Source organism: Rhizobium sp. CB3090, assembly GCF_029714285.1.
GTDB lineage: Bacteria > Pseudomonadota > Alphaproteobacteria > Rhizobiales > Rhizobiaceae > Rhizobium.
Genome location: NZ_CP121662.1, coordinates 2,689,249 through 2,708,449, shown reverse-complemented (window position 1 = coordinate 2,708,449; position 19,201 = coordinate 2,689,249). Strand labels below are relative to the sequence as shown.

Sequence of the window (19,201 nt, the reverse complement as noted above, 5' to 3'; positions counted from 1 at the left end):
GGGGACTCCGCAGAAGTTACCGTCAGGTAATCACTGTCGGCGCGTCGCGACCGGTACGCCCCTTGATGTCGGCGAGCGACTGTGCGGCGGCGATGATGTCGGCGAGCGCTTCCTGGGTCTCGATATTGTGGCGAGCGGGGTCGGGCTCGTAGCGCTCGATGTAGACGCGCAAGGTCGCGCCCGTCGTGCCAGTGCCGGACAGGCGGAAGACGACGCGGGAGCCGCCCTCGAAGAGGATGCGGATGCCCTGATGCTGGCTGACCGATTTGTCGACCGGATCGTGATAGGCAAAGTCGTCGGCGGCGGAAACAGTGAGATCACCCAGCTTCGTGCCCGGCAGGGTCGGCAGCTTTTCGCGCAGAGCGTCGATCAGGCCGTTGGCAGCATCGGTATCGACGCCTTCGTAGTCATGGCGCGAATAATAGTTGCGGCCGTAGGTCGCCCAATGCTGGGTGACGATATCGACAACACTTTCGCCGCGCACTGCGAGGATGTTGAGCCAGAGCAGCACGGCCCAGAGACCGTCCTTTTCGCGGACATGGTTGGAACCGGTACCGGAGCTTTCCTCGCCGCAGATCGTCGCCATGCCGGCATCGAGCAGATTGCCGAAGAATTTCCAGCCGGTCGGCGTCTCGTAGATGCCGATGCCGCGCTTTTCTGCGACGCGGTCGGCGGCACCGCTGGTAGGCATGGAGCGGGCGATGCCGGCGATACCATGCGAATAGCCAGGCGCCAGATTGGCGTTGGCGGCGAGGATCGCCAGACTGTCCGACGGGGTGACGTAGATGCCTTTGCCGATAATCAGGTTGCGGTCGCCGTCGCCATCGGATGCCGCACCGAAATCGGGTGCATCATCGCCGCTCATCATCTCGTCATAGAGCTCTTTGCAATAGACGAGATTCGGATCGGGGTGATGGCCGCCGAAATCCGGCAGCGGCAGGAAATTGCGGACCGAACCGCCCGGCGCGCCGAGACGGATTTCGAAGATTTCCTTGGCATAGGGGCCGGTGACTGCGCTCATTGCGTCGAAGCAGAGGCGGAAGCCGAGGCTGATGAGATTGCGGATGGCGCCGAAATCGAACAGCTCTTCCATCAGCGCGGCATAGTCTTCGACCGGGTCGATGACCGAGACGATCATGCCGCCAACGTCTTCGCGGCCGATGCGATCGAGATTGATGTCGGCGAAATCGGCGATCTTGTAGCTTTCGATGACCTTGGTGCGCTCATAGATCGCATCGGTGATCTTTTCCGGCGCCGGCCCGCCATTGCCGATATTGTACTTGATGCCGAAATCTTCGGTCGGGCCGCCGGGATTGTGGCTTGCCGACAGCACGATGCCGCCGAAGGCCTTGTATTTGCGGATGATGTTCGATGCGGCGGGCGTCGAGAGAATGCCGCCCTTGCCGACCATCACTTTGCCGAAGCCATTGGCGGCGGCCATCTTGATGGCCTTCTGGATGACTTCGCGATTGTAGAAGCGGCCATCGCCGCCGATGACCAGGCATTTGCCCTGATAGCCTTCCAACGAATCGAAAATCGACTGGATGAAGTTCTCGGCGTAGTTCGGTTGTTGAAATACGGGAACTTTCTTCCGGAGGCCTGATGTACCAGGCTTCTGATCCGCATAGGGTTGGGTGGGAATGGTTTTAATCATCTGGTTAAGCGCCTCTCGAGACAAGGCTGGAGTAGAGGGCTGCATAGCGTTCTGCGCTCTTGCCCCAGGATACGTCGGATTTCATGCCCTGCTTTTGCATCTGCGTCCAGACCTTTCGATCCTGGAAAAGGTGCATGGCGCGGCGCACGGCCTGCAGCAGCCCTTCGGCAGTGATGGGCGAAAACTGAATGCCGGTCGCGACTTTTGCCTGCAGCGCGGCGTGGTTGGCATCGATGATGGTGTCGTTGAGGCCACCCGTACGCGCAACGATCGGCAGGCAACCATAGCGTAAGCCATAAAGCTGCGTGAGGCCACAGGGTTCGAAGCGGGATGGAATGATGATGGCGTCGCAGCCGGCCTGCATCAGATGCGACATCGGTTCATTGTAGCCGGCGGAAACGCCGATGCGGCCGCGATGACGGCCGGCGGCGGAAAAAAGCGCGCCTTCGAGAGCGGCATCACCCGCTCCGAGGATGGCGAGCTTGCCGCCCATCCGGACGATATCGCTGGAAATGCGGGCAAGCAGGTCCATGCCCTTCTGCCAGGTCAGACGGCTGACGACGCAGAAGATCGGACCGTCATCGTGGTCGAGACCAAAATGCTCGACCACGAGCTTGCGGTTCGCGGCGCGGCCCTTCAGTGTCGCAGCGCCATAGGTCTGCGCGATCATCGGATCGGTTTCGGGGTTCCAGATACCGTCGTCGATGCCGTTCACAATTCCGTGCAGGCTGTTTGCGCGGCTGGCGATGACACCTTCGAGGCCCATGCCGAATTCCGGCGTCAGGATTTCCTCCGCATAGGAGGGGCTGACGGTGGTGAGGGCATGGGCGGTCTGAAGACCGCCTTTCAGGTAGCCTACATCGCCATAATACTCGACACCTTCCATTGAAAAGGCATGCGGAGGCAGGCGCAGGTCGGGGAAGATGTCGGAGCCGAATTGGCCCTGGAAGGCGATGTTGTGAACGGTGAGTACGCTCGGCAGTTCCGGTGTCGGATAATAGCGCATGTAGACCGGCACCATGGCCGATTGCCAGTCATGGACATGCACTAGATCCGGCCGCCAATTGGGCAGAAGGCCCGCGGCGATTTCCGCGCCGGCGAGCGACAAGGCAGCGAAGCGCTGCCAGTTGTCGGGATAGTCCTTGCCGGTTGCGTCGACATAGGGGCCGCCGCTGCGGTTATAGTAGGCCGGTGCATCGAGTACGAGAAGGGAAATCCCGTCGTGCTCGGCTTCGAAGACTGTCGCTTGCTCGCCGAGCAGGTCGGAAAACTCGAGGCAGGCCACCGGATTGCGGATGGCCTTCATAACCGCAGGATAGCCCGGGATCAGGGTCTTCGTTTCGACGCCATAGGGTTTGAGTGCGATAGGCAAGGCGCCGGCCACATCGGCCAGGCCCCCTGTCTTGATCAAAGGGAAGACTTCGGACGAAACCGAAAGAACTTTCATATGTCAGATATCCAGCTTGTCGATCATCGTCTGGGTGATCAGGCAGATACCACTTTCCGTACGGCGGAAGCGCTTGCCGTCCAGTTCCGGATCCTCACCGACCACCAGGCCTTCCGGAATGGTGACGCCATGGTCGATGACGACATTCTTTAGCTGGGCGCGGCGGCCGATCTTGACGCTCGGCAGCACCACGGCCCCTTCCAGCTTGGAATAGGAATTGGCGCGCACGCCGGTAAAAAGCAGGCTGTTCGAAAGGCTGGCGCCCGAAATGATGCAGTCGCCGGCAACGACGGAGGAGACGGCCGAACCGCGGCGGTCCTCATCGTCATGGACGAACTTGGCCGGCGGCGTGATTTCGGCATAGGTCCAGATCGGCCAGGACTTGTCGTAGATGTCGAGTTCCGGCACCACGGCGGTCAAATCGATATTGGCTTGCCAGTAGGCGTCGACCGTACCGACATCGCGCCAATAGGCTTCGCGCTCGAAATCGGAGCGCACGCAGGATTGCGTGAAGCGATGGGCGACGGCCTTACCGTTCTCGACGATGTAAGGGATGATATCCTTGCCGAAGTCGCGGCTGGAATTCGGATCGGCGGCATCGCGGCGCAGGCACTCGATCAGGAATTTCGTGTGGAAGACGTAGATGCCCATCGACGCCAGCGCGAAATCGGGATTGCCGGGAATGCCCGGCGGATCGGATGGTTTCTCGACGAAAGCGATGATCTGATCCTTTTCGTCGACATGCATGACGCCGAAGCCGACAGCTTCCATGCGCGGCACTTCGAGGCAGCCGATGGTGACGTCGGCGCCGGAGTCGACGTGCTGCTGCAGCATCCATTCATAGTCCATCTTGTAAATATGGTCGCCGGCGAGGATGACCATATATTCCGGACCGTAGGGCTCGATGATGTCGATGTTCTGGTAGACCGCGTCGGCCGTGCCCTCGTACCATTGCGTTTCGGAAACGCGCTGGCTGGCCGGCAGAATGTCGAAGCTTTCGTTACGCTCCGGACGCAGGAAGTTCCAGCCGCGTTGCAGGTGGCGAATGAGGGAGTGCGCCTTGTATTGAGTAGCAACGCCGATGCGACGGATACCAGAGTTCAGCGCGTTGGACAGCGCGAAATCGATGATACGGGCCTTGCCGCCGAAATAGACGGCAGGTTTGGCGCGACGGTCGGTCAGCTCCTTCAGGCGGCTGCCCCGGCCACCGGCAAGAACGTAAGCCATGGCGTCGCGGGCCAGTGGCTGGATACGTTTTTCTACCATTTCAGTCCTCCCTGTCTGTGATGATCTCAGAATTCCGGCTCAAGCATGATCGTCGCCAGTGGAGGTAGCGTTATCGTCGCTTGTATGCCCCCGCCTGCACTGACAGCCTGTACACGCCCGCCATTACCCTTGCCGCTGCCGCCGTAAATGTCGGCATCGGTATTCAGTATTTCGCGCCACCGCCCCTCTGCCGGCAGGCGCAACGTATAATTCTCACGGTAGACTGGTGTGAAATTGGTGATGACCGCAACCGGCTTTTCGCCGGGCGCCTTGCGCAGCCAGGCGAAGACCGAATTCTCGAAGTCATCGACGATCAACCATTCGAAACCTTCGCCTTCGCAGTCCCGGGCATGCAATGCCGGTTTGCTGCGATAGGTGAAGTTGAGATCGCGCACCAGGCGCCGCATGCCCTCGTGCATGCGGTATTGCAGGAGATTCCAATCCAGCGCCCGGGCTTCGCTCCACTCGCTCCATTGCGCGAATTCCTGGCCCATGAACAACAGCTTTTTGCCGGGATACCCCCACATGAAAGCGTAGTAGGCGCGCAGGTTAGCAAATTTCTGCCAGTCGTCACCCGCCATCTTGGCGATCAACGAACCCTTGCCGTGCACCACTTCGTCATGGGAGAGCGGCAGAACGAAATTCTCGGAGAAGGCATAGATCAGGCCGAACGTCAGCTCGTTGTGGTGATATCTGCGGTGCACGGGCTCGCGGGCCAGATAGCTCAGCGTGTCGTGCATGAAGCCCATATTCCACTTGAAGCCGAAGCCGAGGCCGCCTTCATGGACCGGCTGCGACACCTTCGGCCAGGAGGTCGATTCCTCGGCGATGGTCATCACGCCCGGGTGTGAACCATAGAGCCTGGTGTTCATCGATTGCAGGAAGCGAACTGCCTCCAGGTTCTCGTTGCCGCCGTATTCGTTCGGGATCCATTCGCCGTGCTTGCGGGAATAGTCGAGGTAGAGCATGGAGGCGACGGCATCGACGCGCACGCCGTCGAGATGAAATTTCTCGGCCCAGTAGAGCGCGTTGTTCTGCAGGTAGGCGAGAACTTCGGTGCGACCAAAATTATAGATTGCCGTGTTCCAGTCGGGATGAAAGCCCTTGCGCGGATCTTCATGCTCGTAAAGCGCGGTGCCGTCGAACCACCCCAGGCCGTGTTCGTCGGTCGGGAAATGCGCCGGCACCCAATCGAGGATGACGCCGATGCCGACCTTGTGGCAGCCATTGACGAAGCGTGCCAAGCCTTCCGGTTCGCCGAAACGGGCGGTCGGCGCATAGAGGCCGGTGGTCTGATAGCCCCAGGACGGATCGTAGGGGTGTTCGGTGATCGGCAGGAATTCGATATGGGTGAACCCCATGTCGACGCAATAGGGAATGAGGCGCGAGGCAAGCTCATCCCAGGAGAGCATCGCGCCATCGTCGCGGCGCTGCCAGGAGCCGGCATGCACCTCGTAGATCGAGATCGGCTGGCGGCGCTTGTCGACGCTTGCCCAATGTTCGTGGTGTGCCGCGTCTTCCCAGACCTGGGTCATTTCATTGGCGGTGACCGAGGCGGTCTTCGGCCGGAGTTCGCTGCGACGGGCGAAGGGGTCTGCCTTCAGCGGCAAGAGCACGCCGTCATGGCCGCGGATTTCGAACTTGTAGGCGACGCCGGCCGGGACGTCCGGCGCGAAGATTTCCCAGATGCCGGAGTCCGAGCGAAAGCGCATGACATGCCGGCGACCGTCCCAACCGTTGAAATCGCCGACCACCGAAACGCGCTGCGCATTCGGGGCCCAGACGGCGAAGTGAAAGCCCTGGACGCCTTCGTGCTTCAAGGGGTGTGCGCCCATCTTGTCGAACAGGCGGAGATGCGTGCCCTCGCGGACGAAATAGTCGTCCATCGGACCGAGGACCGGGCCGAAGCTGTAGGGATCGGTCACCGCCCATTCGGCATCGCCGCGCCGGGCGCGATAGCGCACCGGCTGTTGTTTGGTGACCGTGATATTACCGGAAAAGAACCCGGCTGGATCGAGACAATCCAGTTCGCCGATGACGGAGCCGTCCAGCGCGGTGGCTGTGACGGCTTCTGCGCCGAGAATGAAACAACGGGCGATGAACCCGTCATCCGTCCGATGTACGCCGAGGACGGCGAATGGATCGGAGTGTGTGCCTGCGAGAATTGCAGCAATCTCGTCTGCCGAAATGTCCCTCAAGGCGATGCCGTCAGCGGGTCTTTTCGGCTTTTTCATCCGGCTCTCCAGATTTCCTTGGCATATTGACGGATCGTCCGATCGGAGGAGAACCAGCCCATCCGAGCGGTGTTGTTGATTGTTTTCGCATACCACTCGGAGGGCTTGGCCCAGAGGGCATCGACCTCGCGCTGGGCGGCGGCATAGGAATCGAAATCGGCTGCGACCATGAACCAGTCATGGGCGTAGATGCCGTCGATCAGGCTGGCATAACGGTTGCGGTCGTCCGGAGAGAAGACGCCCGATGCGATGGCCGAAAGCGCCTGCGACAATTCACGCGAGCGTTCGATGACGGCACGGGGATTGTGGCCGTCGCTGCGTAGATTGGCGACCTCATCGGCTTTCAGACCGAAGATGACGATGTTGTCTTCACCGACATTGTCGCGCATTTCGACATTGGCGCCGTCCAGCGTGCCGATGGTAAGCGCGCCATTGAGACCAAACTTCATGTTGCCGGTGCCGGATGCTTCCATGCCGGCCGTCGAAATCTGCTCGGAGAGGTCTGCGGCCGGAACCATGACTTCGGCAAGCGAAACATTGTAGTTCGGTACGAAGACGACCTTCAGCAGGCCGCGCACCGAAGGGTCGTGATTGATGACGCGAGCGACATCGTTGATCAGCTTGATGATCAGCTTGGCGTTGTGATAGCTCGGCGCCGCCTTGCCGGCGAAGAGTTTTACGCGCGGCTGCCAGTCGAGTTCCGGGTGCGAGCGGATCTGGTCATAGAGCGCAATGGCTTCGATGATGTTCAGAAGCTGGCGCTTGTATTCGTGGATGCGCTTGATCTGGATGTCGAACATCGCATCGGGATCGAGCTTGATGCCCATGCGGCTGGCGACGAGATTGGAAAGCTGCACCTTATTGGCGCGTTTGACGGCGGCGAACTTCTCCTGGAAGGCGCTATCGCGGGCGAATTGGTCGAGCGGCTTCAACTTCTCCGCATCGTCGAGGAACTCGTCGCCGATGGTTTCGCGAATGAGGCCGGTCAAGCCGGGATTGCACTGCATCAGCCAGCGGCGCGGCGTGATGCCGTTGGTCTTGTTGTTGATGCGGTCGGGATAGAGTTTGTGAAGATCGGCGAAAACGGTGACCTTCATCAGATCGGTATGGAGCGCCGAGACGCCATTGATCGAGTGCGAGCCGACGAAGGCGAGATTGCCCATGCGCAGGCGGCGGTCGCCGTTCTCATCGATCAGCGAGATCGAGCGGATTTCCGAGTCGCTGAAATTGCGGGCCTTGCGGGCTTCGACCAGGATCTTGGCATTGATCGCATAAACGATCTGCATATGGCGGGGCAGCAGCCGCTCGAACAGCGGCACCGGCCAGCTTTCCAGCGCTTCCGGGAGAAGCGTGTGATTGGTGTAGCCGAAGGTGTTGCGGGTGATATCCCAGGCGGTGTCGAATTCGAGGCCATGAACATCGACCAGAAGGCGCATCATTTCGGCGACCGAGACGGCCGGATGGGTGTCATTCAGTTGGATAGCAACCTTGTCGGCGAGATTGGTGAGATCGTCATACTGCTGCAGATGGCGGCGCAGGATGTCCTGCAGCGAGGCCGACGAGAAGAAGAATTCCTGGCGCAGACGCAGTTCCTGGCCGGCGGGCGTCGCGTCGGCCGGATAAAGAACGCGGGTCAGGCTTTCCGCCTTGTTGCTTTCACGGAGCGCGCCGATGTGGTCGCCGGCATTGAAGGCGTCGAGCAGGATCGGGTCGATCGGCTGTGCCGACCAGAGGCGCAGCGTGTTGACCCGCTTGGCGCGCCAGCCGACGACGGGCGTATCGAAGGCGGCGGCGATGACGCGCTCGGCCGGCTTCCAGACATAACGCGGCTGGTCGTCATGGCCGCTGACGAATTCGACGGCGCCGCCGAAACCGACTTCATACGCGCTTTCCTGACGCTCGAATTCCCAGGGATTGCCGTGGGCAAGCCAGGTTTCCGGCAGTTCCACCTGCCAGCCATCGGCCATCTGCTGGCGGAAGAGGCCGTGGACATAACGAATGCCGTAGCCATAGGCCGGCACGTCTACCGTCGCCATCGACTCCATGAAGCAGGCGGCGAGACGGCCAAGGCCGCCGTTGCCAAGCGCTGCGTCGGGCTCAAGGCCGGCGATGACGCGGATGTCGACGCCGAGCGAGGAGAGCGCATTGGTGATCTCCTCCATCAGCCCAAGGTTCGATACGGCATCGCGCATCAGACGGCCGATGAGGAATTCCAGGGATAGATAGTAGACGCGCTTGGCACCGGTCTCGTAAACCTTGCGAGTCGATTCCATCCACTTGTCGATGACGCGGTCGCGAATGACAAGGATCGTCGCCGTCAGCCAATCGTGCGGCTTGGCAACTTTTGCATCCTTGCCGATGCGATAGGTCAGGCGCTCGATGATTTCTTCCGCAAGGATTTCCGGCTGGGAACTGCGGGGGGCCGGGACGGGGAGATTGACCTTGGTCAAGTTATTCATACTATCAAGTCTCGCCATTTGTGATTTATATTCAGGGTGTTACACCCGATAAATCAAATTGCCATCGCCTTTACCTAGCAGTTTATGCACCGATGTAAAGGCGTTGCAACAAGTGAATTAGGCAGATGCGAAAATAGCGGGCAAACGCTCTCAAAGCGCTAAAAAGACTTGATTCCGATTGTTTTTCCGGCTCTTATCGCCGGATTAGTTAACAAGCGAAAGCCGCCCCGAGTTATTCTGGGGCGGCTTTCGTTTTTTACGATCTATTCATGATTTCCGGCGCATCGCGTTTCGGTTGTTATTTGGTCAGAAGCGTCAGTTGTTTCGAAGCCTGGGCCCCGATCGTTTTGAAGGCCGCAACGAGATCGGACATTTGCTGTGCGTCGAAGTAGTTGGAGGAACTCGTGGCGCAGTTTTGCAGCAGGTTCTGCCCGCGGGCTGGCGCCATGAAGGCGACAGTATAGATTTGAAAGCCGGCCTTTTTGGCGGCAGCACATGTGTTCAGAGTTTTTGTATCTGAACTGCTGGAATTGTTTTCGCCATCCGTCATTAGGACGATGATCTTCTGAAAATTCGTGTTGCCTTTCGCCGCCTGGGCGGCTGCTTCCGAAGACGACATGAGACTGTTGTAAGCCAGAGTCATCGGCGCACTCGACTCTGTACCGCCGTCGGCGTTCAATCCGCTGATGACATTGGTGCGTGTCGATGCCGTTCCCCAAGCAAGGTTGCTGGAACTGTCTACCTCGCTGCTCCATGCAATGCCGGCGGTGCGAACATACTGCGATTTGGGATCGGCTGCATCCAGTTGGTCAAGCAGCGTGCCGACAGCCGTCTTCAAAGCCGCGATCTTCTTGATGTAGCAGGGGCTTTTTGCCTTGGGGTACTGATAAAGGTAATTCCCGTCGGTGTAATATTGGATACAGCTCTTCTGGGTGGTATCGATGACATCGGTATTCAGGAGCATCGACCCGGATTTATCGAGCGCGATCTCCATCGAAAGCGCGGTTTTTTGAACCGCTGTACCGCTGCTCGATGTGCTCGATGCGGAGATGTTCATCGTATTTAGGCCCAGCACGCGGGTCATGCCGTTTACCGGCATGTCGTAAGACGCCTTCACGACAACAGAATAGTTGGTACCGCCTGACGAATTGCTGGTCTGCGTCACATTGACGGTCGTTCCGGCTTTCAAGTCGCTAACGGTGGCCGGATCATTGTTGAGGTAGTTCGACATCTGACCCACGACAAAGTCAGAGGCGAGCTGTTGTGCGGTCGATGTCGTCGCACTGCCGTTGGCAAGCGCCGTTGCCGTGGCAAGGGCCGCGGCATCGGTCGCCTCCTGCAACTGGCCGTCGGAAACCGCCATATTGGAAACATCGACCGCAACGCCGGCAGCGGCGGCGAGGACGGGAATTGCGAGCGCGGTCAATACGCCGAAATTGCCGGCGCGATCACGCATAAGATGTCGAATGCCACGAAATTTGCTCGAACAAGTGATCATCACGTCCGCCCAAAAGAATATACCCCAGGACTGTGACTATCGGCAAAAACTCTAAGGGCGGCGTTGAGATGATCATTCGACTTTTAACGAATGACGCGAATATTTCCGATTTAGAGTTGTATTAGAAATTACTGCTTTAATGGAATGACGTCGACGGCCTGCACCGTTTTCTGAGTTCCATAGCTCTTCAGTACACCGATGACAGGGGCGACGTCGGAATAGTCGCGGCCGTAGGCGACGACGATGTGATCGGTTCCGGCAGGAATATTGTTGGTCGGGTCGAGCTCGATCCAGCCCGCCGTTTCGCCGCACCAGATGCGTACCCAGGCATGCATGGCGTCTGCCCCTTCCAGCCGTTCCTTGCCTGGCGGCGGAATGGTGCGAAGGAAGCCGCTGACATAGCCGGCCGGAATGCCGAGGCTGCGCAGCGCGATGATCATCACATGCGCGAAATCCTGGCAGACGCCGCGCTTCAGGCGGAATGCCTCTTTCGGCGTGGTGTCGACCGTCGTCGCCTTGGGGTCATAGACGAAATCCTTGTGGATCTGGGCGCAGACGGCGTGTGCAATCTGCATGACCGTCAGACCGGTCGTTGCCCATTGCCGGGCGTAATCGGCAATCTCCGTCGTCTCCGGCAGGCGCGGGCTTGTGCCGATGAAATGATGTGGCGAGGATGCCTCGATCGACCAGCAATCGCTTAACTCATCCGGTAGCTTGGCAAGTACCGGCGAGAAGTCGACGGAGACCGGCTGGCTCTCCACCTGCACCCGCGCCTGCATGCGGATGTCGAGCTTTTCATGCGGGTTGCGCACCAGGATCGAGGTCGCGGGGTGCTGGAAAAAATCGGTGAAGTTCGATTGCTCGTCCGGATGGGGAGTGACCTTCAGCGAGCCGGCAATCAGGCGCTGGCGGTTGGTCAGCGACAGCGGCAGCACGCGCACGATATGGCGCGCGCCGCTGGCCGGCACGTCGTAGATATAGCCCATGTGCAGCGAGAGGTCGTAGAGCATCACATCATCCGAGATAGGTCTGGGCCAGGAGATCGGAGAGACGTTCCAGCTCCCGTTCCAGCCGCTTGTAGACCTCGTCGCTCATCGTCTCCGGCGTCATGACGGCCAGACCCGAATGCAGCCGCATGGCTTCGCGGTAGAAGGGCGACATCTGGCCGTTGACGAAGGCGTTCGGCAATTGCTCCACTTCGCGGTGGATCTCGTTCATCTGGAAGAGGATCGAGCGCGGGTTGAGCGGATCGAGCGCCAGCAGATCGGTCACCGTCAGGCGGGCGGTATTGACGTTGTAGCGGCGGCGATGGGTCATGACGCTGTCGCCGATTTCCAGCAGCATGTCGAGCGCGCCGTCGGGCGCCTCCGGGCCGGACATATGACCGAGCAGGCGCGTCATATGCAGTCCGCGCTCGATATAGCGGCCGAGCGACAGGAAGCGCCAGCCGGTAAAACGATACATGTTTTCATGCACAAGGCCGGCAAAGCCCGCGAGCTTGCGCAAAAGAATCGTCATGGCGTGGCTGGCGTCGTCGCCGGCCTTGACCTTTTCCTTGAAGCGGCGGGCGGTTTTGGCGAGATCGTTCAGCGCCAGCCAGCCGTCCGGCGAGAAGCGGTCGCGGATATTGCTGGCGGAATAGACGGCGCTGTCGATATTGCGCAGCAGGTTTTCCGGCACGGGTTCCCTGGTGTCGATATCGACGGCCGCCAGATAGGCGCTGACATCGGCAAGCAGCGGCTGGGTCGGGTCGGCCGCTTCGGCAAAGCGTCCGTGCCAGGCGCGCAGGATGCGCAGGGCGCCTTCGGCGCGCTCGATATAGCGGCCGAGCCAGAAGAGATTATCGGCAGCGCGACTCGGCAGGCTGCCGGGCATATTGCGGGTGAAGGTCTCCTCAGTCGGCAGCAGCGTGTGGCGCTCGACCGGTTTGTCGGAGACGATCCAGACATCGGCCGCCGAACCGCCGGACTGCATGGCGATGGCGGCCACATCGTCGCCGCTGCCGATGCGGGCAAAGCCGCCCGGCATGATCTGCCAGCCGTTTTCTGTGCGGGCGGCAAAGACGCGCAAGCTCATCGGCCGCGGCAGCAGCTTGCCGTTTACCCATGCGGGGGTTGTCGAGAGCGTGACGACCTCCTGGCCAACCAGCTTGTGGCCGTCCGTGGTCAGCCAGTCGGCAATCGATTCCTTGGCGGTGGTGCGCAGCGTCGAGCCCAGCACCGACTGGCCATTGTCGTCGAAGAAGGGCATGCAGGAATAGGCCGGGCCGATCACCATTTTTTCGATATGGGCGGCGACATGCTCCTGCTCTGCCTTCTGGCCGCACCACCAGGTTGCGATCGACGGCAGCTTCAGGTCCTCGCCCCGCAGATGCCGGCAGATGGTGGGCAAAAAGGCGAGAAGCGCGCGGGTTTCCAGAATGCCCGAACCGAGCCCGTTGACGATGGTGACGGTCTGCGCCCTCAACGCCTCGACCATGCCGGGCGTGCCGATATGGGATTGCTGGTTGAGCTCCAGCGGGTCCGCATAGGATGCGTCGAGGCGGCGCCAGAGCACGCTGATCGGCTTCAGGCCCGCGACGGTTCGCACCATCAGTTGATCGTTGACGACGGTAATGTCCTCGCCTTCGAGCAGCATGAAGCCGAGGTAGCGGGCGATATAGGCGTGTTCGTAATAGGTCTCGTTGGCTGGCCCCGGCGTCAAGACGGCGATGCGGTCGGATGCGCCGCGCTTCACGCCCTGCAAGGCATCGCGAAAGGCGCCGAAGAAGGATGCGAGGCGGTGCACTTTCGTCTCTGCGTAGATATCAGAGAAAGCGCGCGTGGTGGCGACACGGGTCTCCAGCGCGAAACCGGCACCCGACGGAGCCTGGGCGCGGTCGGCCAGCACCCACCAGTTGCCGTCCGGACCGCGGCCGATCTCGAAGGCGAGGAAGTGGAGATAGTGCCCGTTCGCCGGTTTGATACCGGCGAGTGGGCGCAGGAATTCCGGATTGGCGGCAATCAGCGCCGGCGGCAGCAAGCCTTCGTTGATCAGCCTGTTGTCGCCATAGATATCGGCGATGACCTCTTCGAGCAGGTCGGCGCGCTGGCGCAGGCCGGCCGACAGCGTCTGCCATTCGCGCTCGTCGATGAGGACTGGAATATGGGAGATCGGCCAGTTGCGTTCGCTGACGCCCGTCGCTCCATAGGCGCGGTAGAAAACGCCGGCGTCGCGCAGATAGCGGTCGGCGCGGGCGAAGCGCTCCAGAAGCTCCTTTTCCGGCATGCGGCTGAGTGCTGCGAGCAGATTTTGCCAGACCGGCCGCACCGCGCCGGTATTGTCGACCATTTCATCGGCGACGCCGGGCAAAGCGGAATAGGCAAAGGCCGGATCGTTGCCGATGCCAGCCCTTACCTCGTCACGCCGTTCCGTCGCTGGTTTCTTCCCCATGCGTATGCCTGTTTCACACCCCTATCGGCCGCCTCAGATCGAGCGTCAGCGGAAATTCCCCCGATACCGATTCTGTGCGCAGATTATATCCGCCCGCCGTATGCCCCCAAGGTTCGAATCGCGCAAGACGTCGCGCTTCCGCCTCATTGCCGTTGACAGGGAAGGTGTCATAGTTGCGGCCGCCCGGATGGGCAACATGGTAGATGCAGCCGCCGATCGAACGCTTCGACCACGTGTCATAAATGTCGAAGGTCAGTGGTGTGTCGATCGGCAGAACCGGATGCAGGCCCGAGGCCGGATGCCAGGCCTTGTAACGGACGCCGGCGACGGAAACGCCGGACATGCCGGTCGGCGTCAGCGGCACGGCGCGGCCGTTGCAGGCGACAGTGTAGCGCGAGGGATTGCTGGTTTCGAACCGCACCTGCAGCCGCTCCACCGATGAATCGACATAGCGGACGGTGCCGCCGACCGCACCTTCTTCGCCCATGACATGCCAAGGCTCCAGGGCCTGGCGCAGTTCCAGCTTGCTGCCCTCGTATTCGACTTCCCCGCAGAAGGGGAAGCGGAATTCGAGCTGCGCCTGGAACCATTCAGGACGAAGGTCGAAGCCGTTTTCCCGAAGATCCGCGAGCACATCGAGGAAATCCTGCCAGATATGATGCGGCAACATGAAACGGTCGTGCAGCGTCGTGCCCCAACGCACGAACCGGCCGTCGATCGGATTGCGCCAGAAGCGGGCAATGAGGGCACGCACCAGCAATTGCTGGGCGAGGCTCATGCGCGCATTCGGCGGCATTTCGAAGCCACGGAATTCGACGAGGCCAAGGCGGCCGGTCGGGCCATCCGGCGAGAACAGCTTGTCGATGCAGATTTCCGAACGGTGGGTGTTGCCAGTTACATCGGTCAGAAGGTTGCGGAACAGGCGATCGACGAGCCAAGGGAGCGGCGGGATGCCGCGACCGGGCGCCGGCACCTGGGCGAGCGCAATTTCCAGCTCGTAGAGGCTGTCATGACGGGCTTCGTCGATGCGCGGCGCCTGGCTGGTCGGGCCGATGAACATGCCCGAGAAAAGGTAGGAGAGCGATGGATGACGCTGCCAGTGCAGCACCAGGCTCTTCAACAGGTCGGGACGGCGCAGGAAGGGGCTGTCCATGGTGTTGCGGCCGCCGACGACGACGTGGTTGCCGCCGCCGGTGCCGGTGTGGCGGCCGTCGATCATGAACTTGTCGGTGCCAAGCCGGCTCGACCGCGCCTCCTCATAAATCGCGGTGGTGATATCGACGGTCTCCTTCCAGCTCGATGCCGGATGGATGTTCACCTCGATGACGCCTGGGTCGGGGGCGACGCGGATGACATTGATGCGCTCGTCCTGCGGCGGCGGATAACCTTCGATATGCACAGGCAGGTTCAGGGCTGCGGCTGCACGCTCGGCGGAGGCGACGAGGTCGAGGTATTCCTCGACGCTGACGGTCGGCGGCATGAAGATGCAGAGGCGCCCATCGCGCGGCTCGACGCTGATGGCGGTACGCACATGACCGCCGATCTCATCGATGGATTGCGGCATGGTCGGCTGCTGGCCGGCGAAGGGCTGGAAGTGAGCGGCCTGCAATGGCCGGCCCTTATCCTCACCGTAATCCGGCAGCGCTTCGCGCGGGATCGTCGGATCCATCGGGTTGATGTACGGGTATTGCGATGCCGGTATCCAGCCGAGAGAGTTCAGCGGCAGGCGATAGCCGACCGGGCTGTCGCCGGGCACGAGGAAGATGCGGCCGCGACGCGTGCGCCACTTCTCGCTGACCCAGCGGCGGCCGCTGGCGCGCGCATTCCAGGCCTGTACCGGGAGAATATAGCCCGTTGGACGCGTCAATCCGCGCTCGAAGACGCGGGCCATGCGGGAGCGTTCCTCCGGGTCCTTCAGCTTAGAGTTGGACGGGTCGACATTGTCGGGCAGGTTTGCTTCCTTGACCAGCCATTCGGCCGGATCTTCGAAGGCGGGTGCCACATAATCCGGTTCGATGTCGAGTTCGCCGGCAATGGCCGTCAGCAGGCGGCCGGCATCGTCTTCATTGACGCTGTAGTTGCGGCCCTCATTGGCGATCAGGTCCGGGTTCGACCAGATCGGCAGGCCGTCGCGCCGCCAGTAGAGGGAGAAGGTCCAGCGCGGCAGGCTTTCGCCGGGATACCATTTACCCTGGCCGTAATGCAGGAAGCCGTTCGGCGCGAAGCGCTCGCGCAGGCGGCGGATCAGCGTATCGGCCTTTTCGCGCTTGGTCGGGCCGACGGCGGCCGTATTCCATTCGTCGGACGGGAAGTCGTCGATCGACACGAAGGTCGGCTCTCCGCCCATGGTCAGGCGCACATCGTCCTGTCTGAGGATGGTATCGACCTTTTCCCCAAGCGCGTTGAGCGCATCCCAGCTTTCGTCGGAGAAGGGCTTGGTGATGCGCGGATGCTCGGCGACGCGGGCGACCTTCATGTCGAAATCGAATTCGGTCTCGGCCTCGCCGAAATATCCGCCGGAAATCGGCGCTGCATTGCGGTAATGCGGGGTGGCGGCGAGCGGTATATGGCTTTCGCCGGTCAGCAGACCTGACGTGGGGTCGAGGCCGACCCAGCCGGCGCCGGGAAGATAGACCTCTGCCCAGGCATGCAGGTCGGTAAAGTCGTATTCCGTACCCGAAGGGCCGTCGAGCGCCTTCAAATCCGGTGTGAGCTGGATCAGGTAGCCGGAGACGAAACGGGCGGCGAGGCCGAGGTGGCGGAGAACCTGGACGAGCAGCCAGCTCGTGTCGCGGCAGGACCCCTTTGCCTTTTCCAACGTCTCTTCCGGCGTCTGCACGCCAGTTTCCAGGCGAGTGACATAGCCGATCTCATGCTGCAGCCGTGCATTGAGCCCGACGACCATGTCGACGGTGCGCTGCTCCGAGCGGTCGAGCGTTGAAAGGAAGGCTGCAAGGCGCGGGCCTGGCTCCTTCGGCTTCATATAGATCGACAGATCGTCGCGAATGGTCTCGGGATAGTCGAAGGGCCATGTGGTGGCTTCCTCTTCGACGAAGAAGTCGAAGGGATTGTAGACCGTCATATCGGCAACGAGATCGACCTCGATCTTCAATTCGGTCACCGGGTCGGGAAAGACGAAGCGGGCCAGATAATTGCCGTAGGGGTCCTGCTGCAAATTCACAAAATGATTGGACGGCGTCACCTTCAGCGAATGGCTGAGGACGCGTGTCTTGGAATGCGAAGCAGGTTTCAGGCGGATGATTTGAGGGCCGAGGCGGACCGGATTGTCGTATTTATAATGGGTGAGATGATAAATGCTTGCCTTGATCGCCATATTTTCTCTTTGCCTAGCTCGCATCGTTGTGCGGCATTTGCTGTTCCCGCCGGCAGTGTGTGCAATGCAGCGGAAGAATGCAAGGCGTCTCGGCGTTCAATCAAGGCCATTCCATAGGGTGCCAAAATAAAAGCGGCGGACTTTCGCCCGCCGCTTGGAAATCGTTGCCATCGAAGACCTCAGCTTCTGCCGAATTCATCGACCAAGCGGATGATGTCGTCTTCGCCGAGATAGGAGCCCGTCTGCACTTCGATCAGTTCCAGCAGGATCTTGCCCGGGTTGGACAGGCGGTGCACTTCGCCGAGCGGAATATAAACCGACTCGTTTTCGCGCAGCATCTGAACGTGTTCGCCGACGGTTACCTCCGCAGTGCCCTTGACGACGATCCAGTGTTCCGAACGGTGATGGTGCTTCTGCAGCGACAGCTTCTTGCCGGGAAGCACGAAGATGCGTTTCACCTGGAAACGTTCGCCGTTCAGAACCGACGTATAGCCACCCCACGGACGATAGGAGGTCGGATGCGTCTCGGTGAGCTTGGCCGTCTTCTTCTCGCTCGCCAGAAGTTTAACCAGCTTGCCGACTTCCTGGCTGTCCTTGAGGTGGCCGACATAAACGGCGTCCTCGCTGGCGATGACGGCGACGTCCTCCATCCCCTGCACGGCGAGATGGACGCCATGCGTCATGACAAGCGAATTCTTGGTGTTGACCAGCGTCGCATCACCGGCAGCCACGTTGCCGTTTTCGTCGCGCTTGCCGACCTTCCAGACCGAATCCCAGCTTCCGAGATCCGACCAGGTGAAGGGCGATGGGACAACCGCGGCATTCTCCGTCTTTTCCATCAATGCGTAGTCGATGGAGATATCCGGGCTCTTGACGAATGACTCGGTGTCGAGGCGGGTGAAATCGAGGTCTCGTGTCGACTTGGAAACGGCTTCGGCAGCAGCCTTTTCGACTTCCGGCGCGTATTCGTGCATTTCTGCGAGAAGCTGGCCGGCGGAGAACATGAACATGCCGGAATTCCAGTAGAACCCGCCGCTGGCGACCATCGCCTCCGCCTTTTCCAGGGCAGGCTTTTCGACGAAACGCTGGACGGCGTGTGCGCCGGTCGACAGTTCTTTGCCGCTCTCGATGTAGCCGTAGCCGGTGGCCGGTTCGGTCGGGGCAATGCCGAAGGTCACGAGCTTGCCTTCAAGCGCGGTATCGCGGGCGATGCGAACGCAATCGAAATAGGTGGCGTTGGCGTCGATCTCGTAGTCGGATCCAAGGACGTGCATCGTGGCGTCCTTGCCGAAGAGCTCAGTGACGAGCGTGGCGGCGGCCGCAACGGCTGCGGCGGTATTGCGGGCAACCGGCTCCAGCAGCACGGCAGTCAGCTTCAGGCCGAGCTCACGCGCCTGTTCGGCGACGAGGAAGCGAAATTCCTCGTTGGTGAGTACGATCGGGGCTTCATACAGCTCGGGATCGGAGACGCGCGTCAACGTGCTCTGAAAGAGCGTCTTGTCACCGATGAACTGGATAAATTGCTTTGGCGCGGAGGCGCGCGACAGCGGCCACAACCGTGTTCCCTTGCCTCCGGCCATGATCACTGGGACGATTTTGGCTGCCATATCTGCCTCTCTCCTACACACCCACTCAAGAACGCGAACATCTGCAACACATGCGATCGCCGCGTTCGTCTTTTAAACAACTGGACTTCGCCATTGCGACATTTTTCAGAAAAACACCAGTGCGAACTGCCAGCGATTGCGAACATTCGCCGATCTTAGTTGGGAAATTCTAATAGACACAGTCATGCTTCGGTCGAGAGAGCAAATCCGTGTTGCGGGGATTTTCACCGAAAGACGTAGGCGTTGCCGCCATTTCGGGTGCGGCAGCGC

The 19,201-nt window shown here is 60.6% G+C and carries 10 protein-coding genes; all 10 read right to left on the bottom strand.

What is annotated here, in order from left to right; all coding sequences use genetic code 11:
• Positions 1 to 22 precede the first annotated feature (22 nt).
• The 10 genes from QA646_RS13060 to QA646_RS13015 all read right to left on the bottom strand — a co-directional run bounded on the left by QA646_RS13060 (position 23) and on the right by QA646_RS13015 (position 18,931).
• Entirely contained in the window at positions 23 to 1,654 is a 1,632-nt protein-coding gene (locus QA646_RS13060) for an alpha-D-glucose phosphate-specific phosphoglucomutase (protein ID WP_283055863.1), read from the bottom strand.
• Positions 1,655 to 1,658: 4 nt separating this feature from the next.
• A complete protein-coding gene (glgA, locus tag QA646_RS13055) occupies positions 1,659 to 3,101 on the bottom strand; it encodes a glycogen synthase GlgA (protein WP_283055862.1) in 1,443 nt (480 codons plus the stop codon).
• A 3-nt stretch (positions 3,102 to 3,104) separates the two neighbouring features.
• On the bottom strand, positions 3,105 to 4,367 hold the full coding sequence (gene glgC, locus QA646_RS13050) for a glucose-1-phosphate adenylyltransferase (protein WP_283055861.1): 1,263 nt from the start codon (positions 4,365 to 4,367) through the stop codon (positions 3,105 to 3,107).
• 26 nt (positions 4,368 to 4,393) lie between these two features.
• Positions 4,394 to 6,601, bottom strand: a complete 2,208-nt coding sequence (gene glgB, locus QA646_RS13045; protein ID WP_283055860.1) for a 1,4-alpha-glucan branching protein GlgB — start codon at positions 6,599 to 6,601, stop codon at positions 4,394 to 4,396.
• Positions 6,598 to 9,060: a glycogen/starch/alpha-glucan phosphorylase gene (locus tag QA646_RS13040; RefSeq protein WP_283055859.1), complete on the bottom strand. Its 2,463-nt coding sequence runs from the start codon at positions 9,058 to 9,060 to the stop codon at positions 6,598 to 6,600. Before QA646_RS13040 ends, glgB begins: the two co-directional genes overlap by 4 nt.
• A gap of 298 nt (positions 9,061 to 9,358) precedes the next feature.
• The gene (locus tag QA646_RS13035; RefSeq protein WP_283055858.1) at positions 9,359 to 10,516 is read right to left on the bottom strand and encodes a vWA domain-containing protein; all 1,158 of its coding nucleotides are present in this window, start codon (positions 10,514 to 10,516) and stop codon (positions 9,359 to 9,361) included.
• Between the two features lie 170 nt (positions 10,517 to 10,686).
• Entirely contained in the window at positions 10,687 to 11,568 is an 882-nt protein-coding gene (locus tag QA646_RS13030; RefSeq protein WP_283055857.1) for a transglutaminase family protein, read from the bottom strand.
• A 4-nt stretch (positions 11,569 to 11,572) separates the two neighbouring features.
• Positions 11,573 to 13,990, bottom strand: a complete 2,418-nt coding sequence (locus tag QA646_RS13025) for a circularly permuted type 2 ATP-grasp protein (protein WP_283055856.1) — start codon at positions 13,988 to 13,990, stop codon at positions 11,573 to 11,575.
• Between the two features lie 13 nt (positions 13,991 to 14,003).
• Entirely contained in the window at positions 14,004 to 17,324 is a 3,321-nt protein-coding gene (locus QA646_RS13020; protein WP_283055855.1) for a transglutaminase family protein, read from the bottom strand.
• A 179-nt stretch (positions 17,325 to 17,503) separates the two neighbouring features.
• Positions 17,504 to 18,931 carry a mannose-1-phosphate guanylyltransferase/mannose-6-phosphate isomerase gene (locus tag QA646_RS13015; protein WP_283055854.1) on the bottom strand — a complete coding sequence of 476 codons (1,428 nt, stop codon included), beginning with the start codon at positions 18,929 to 18,931 and terminating at the stop codon, positions 17,504 to 17,506.
• Positions 18,932 to 19,201 lie beyond the last annotated feature (270 nt).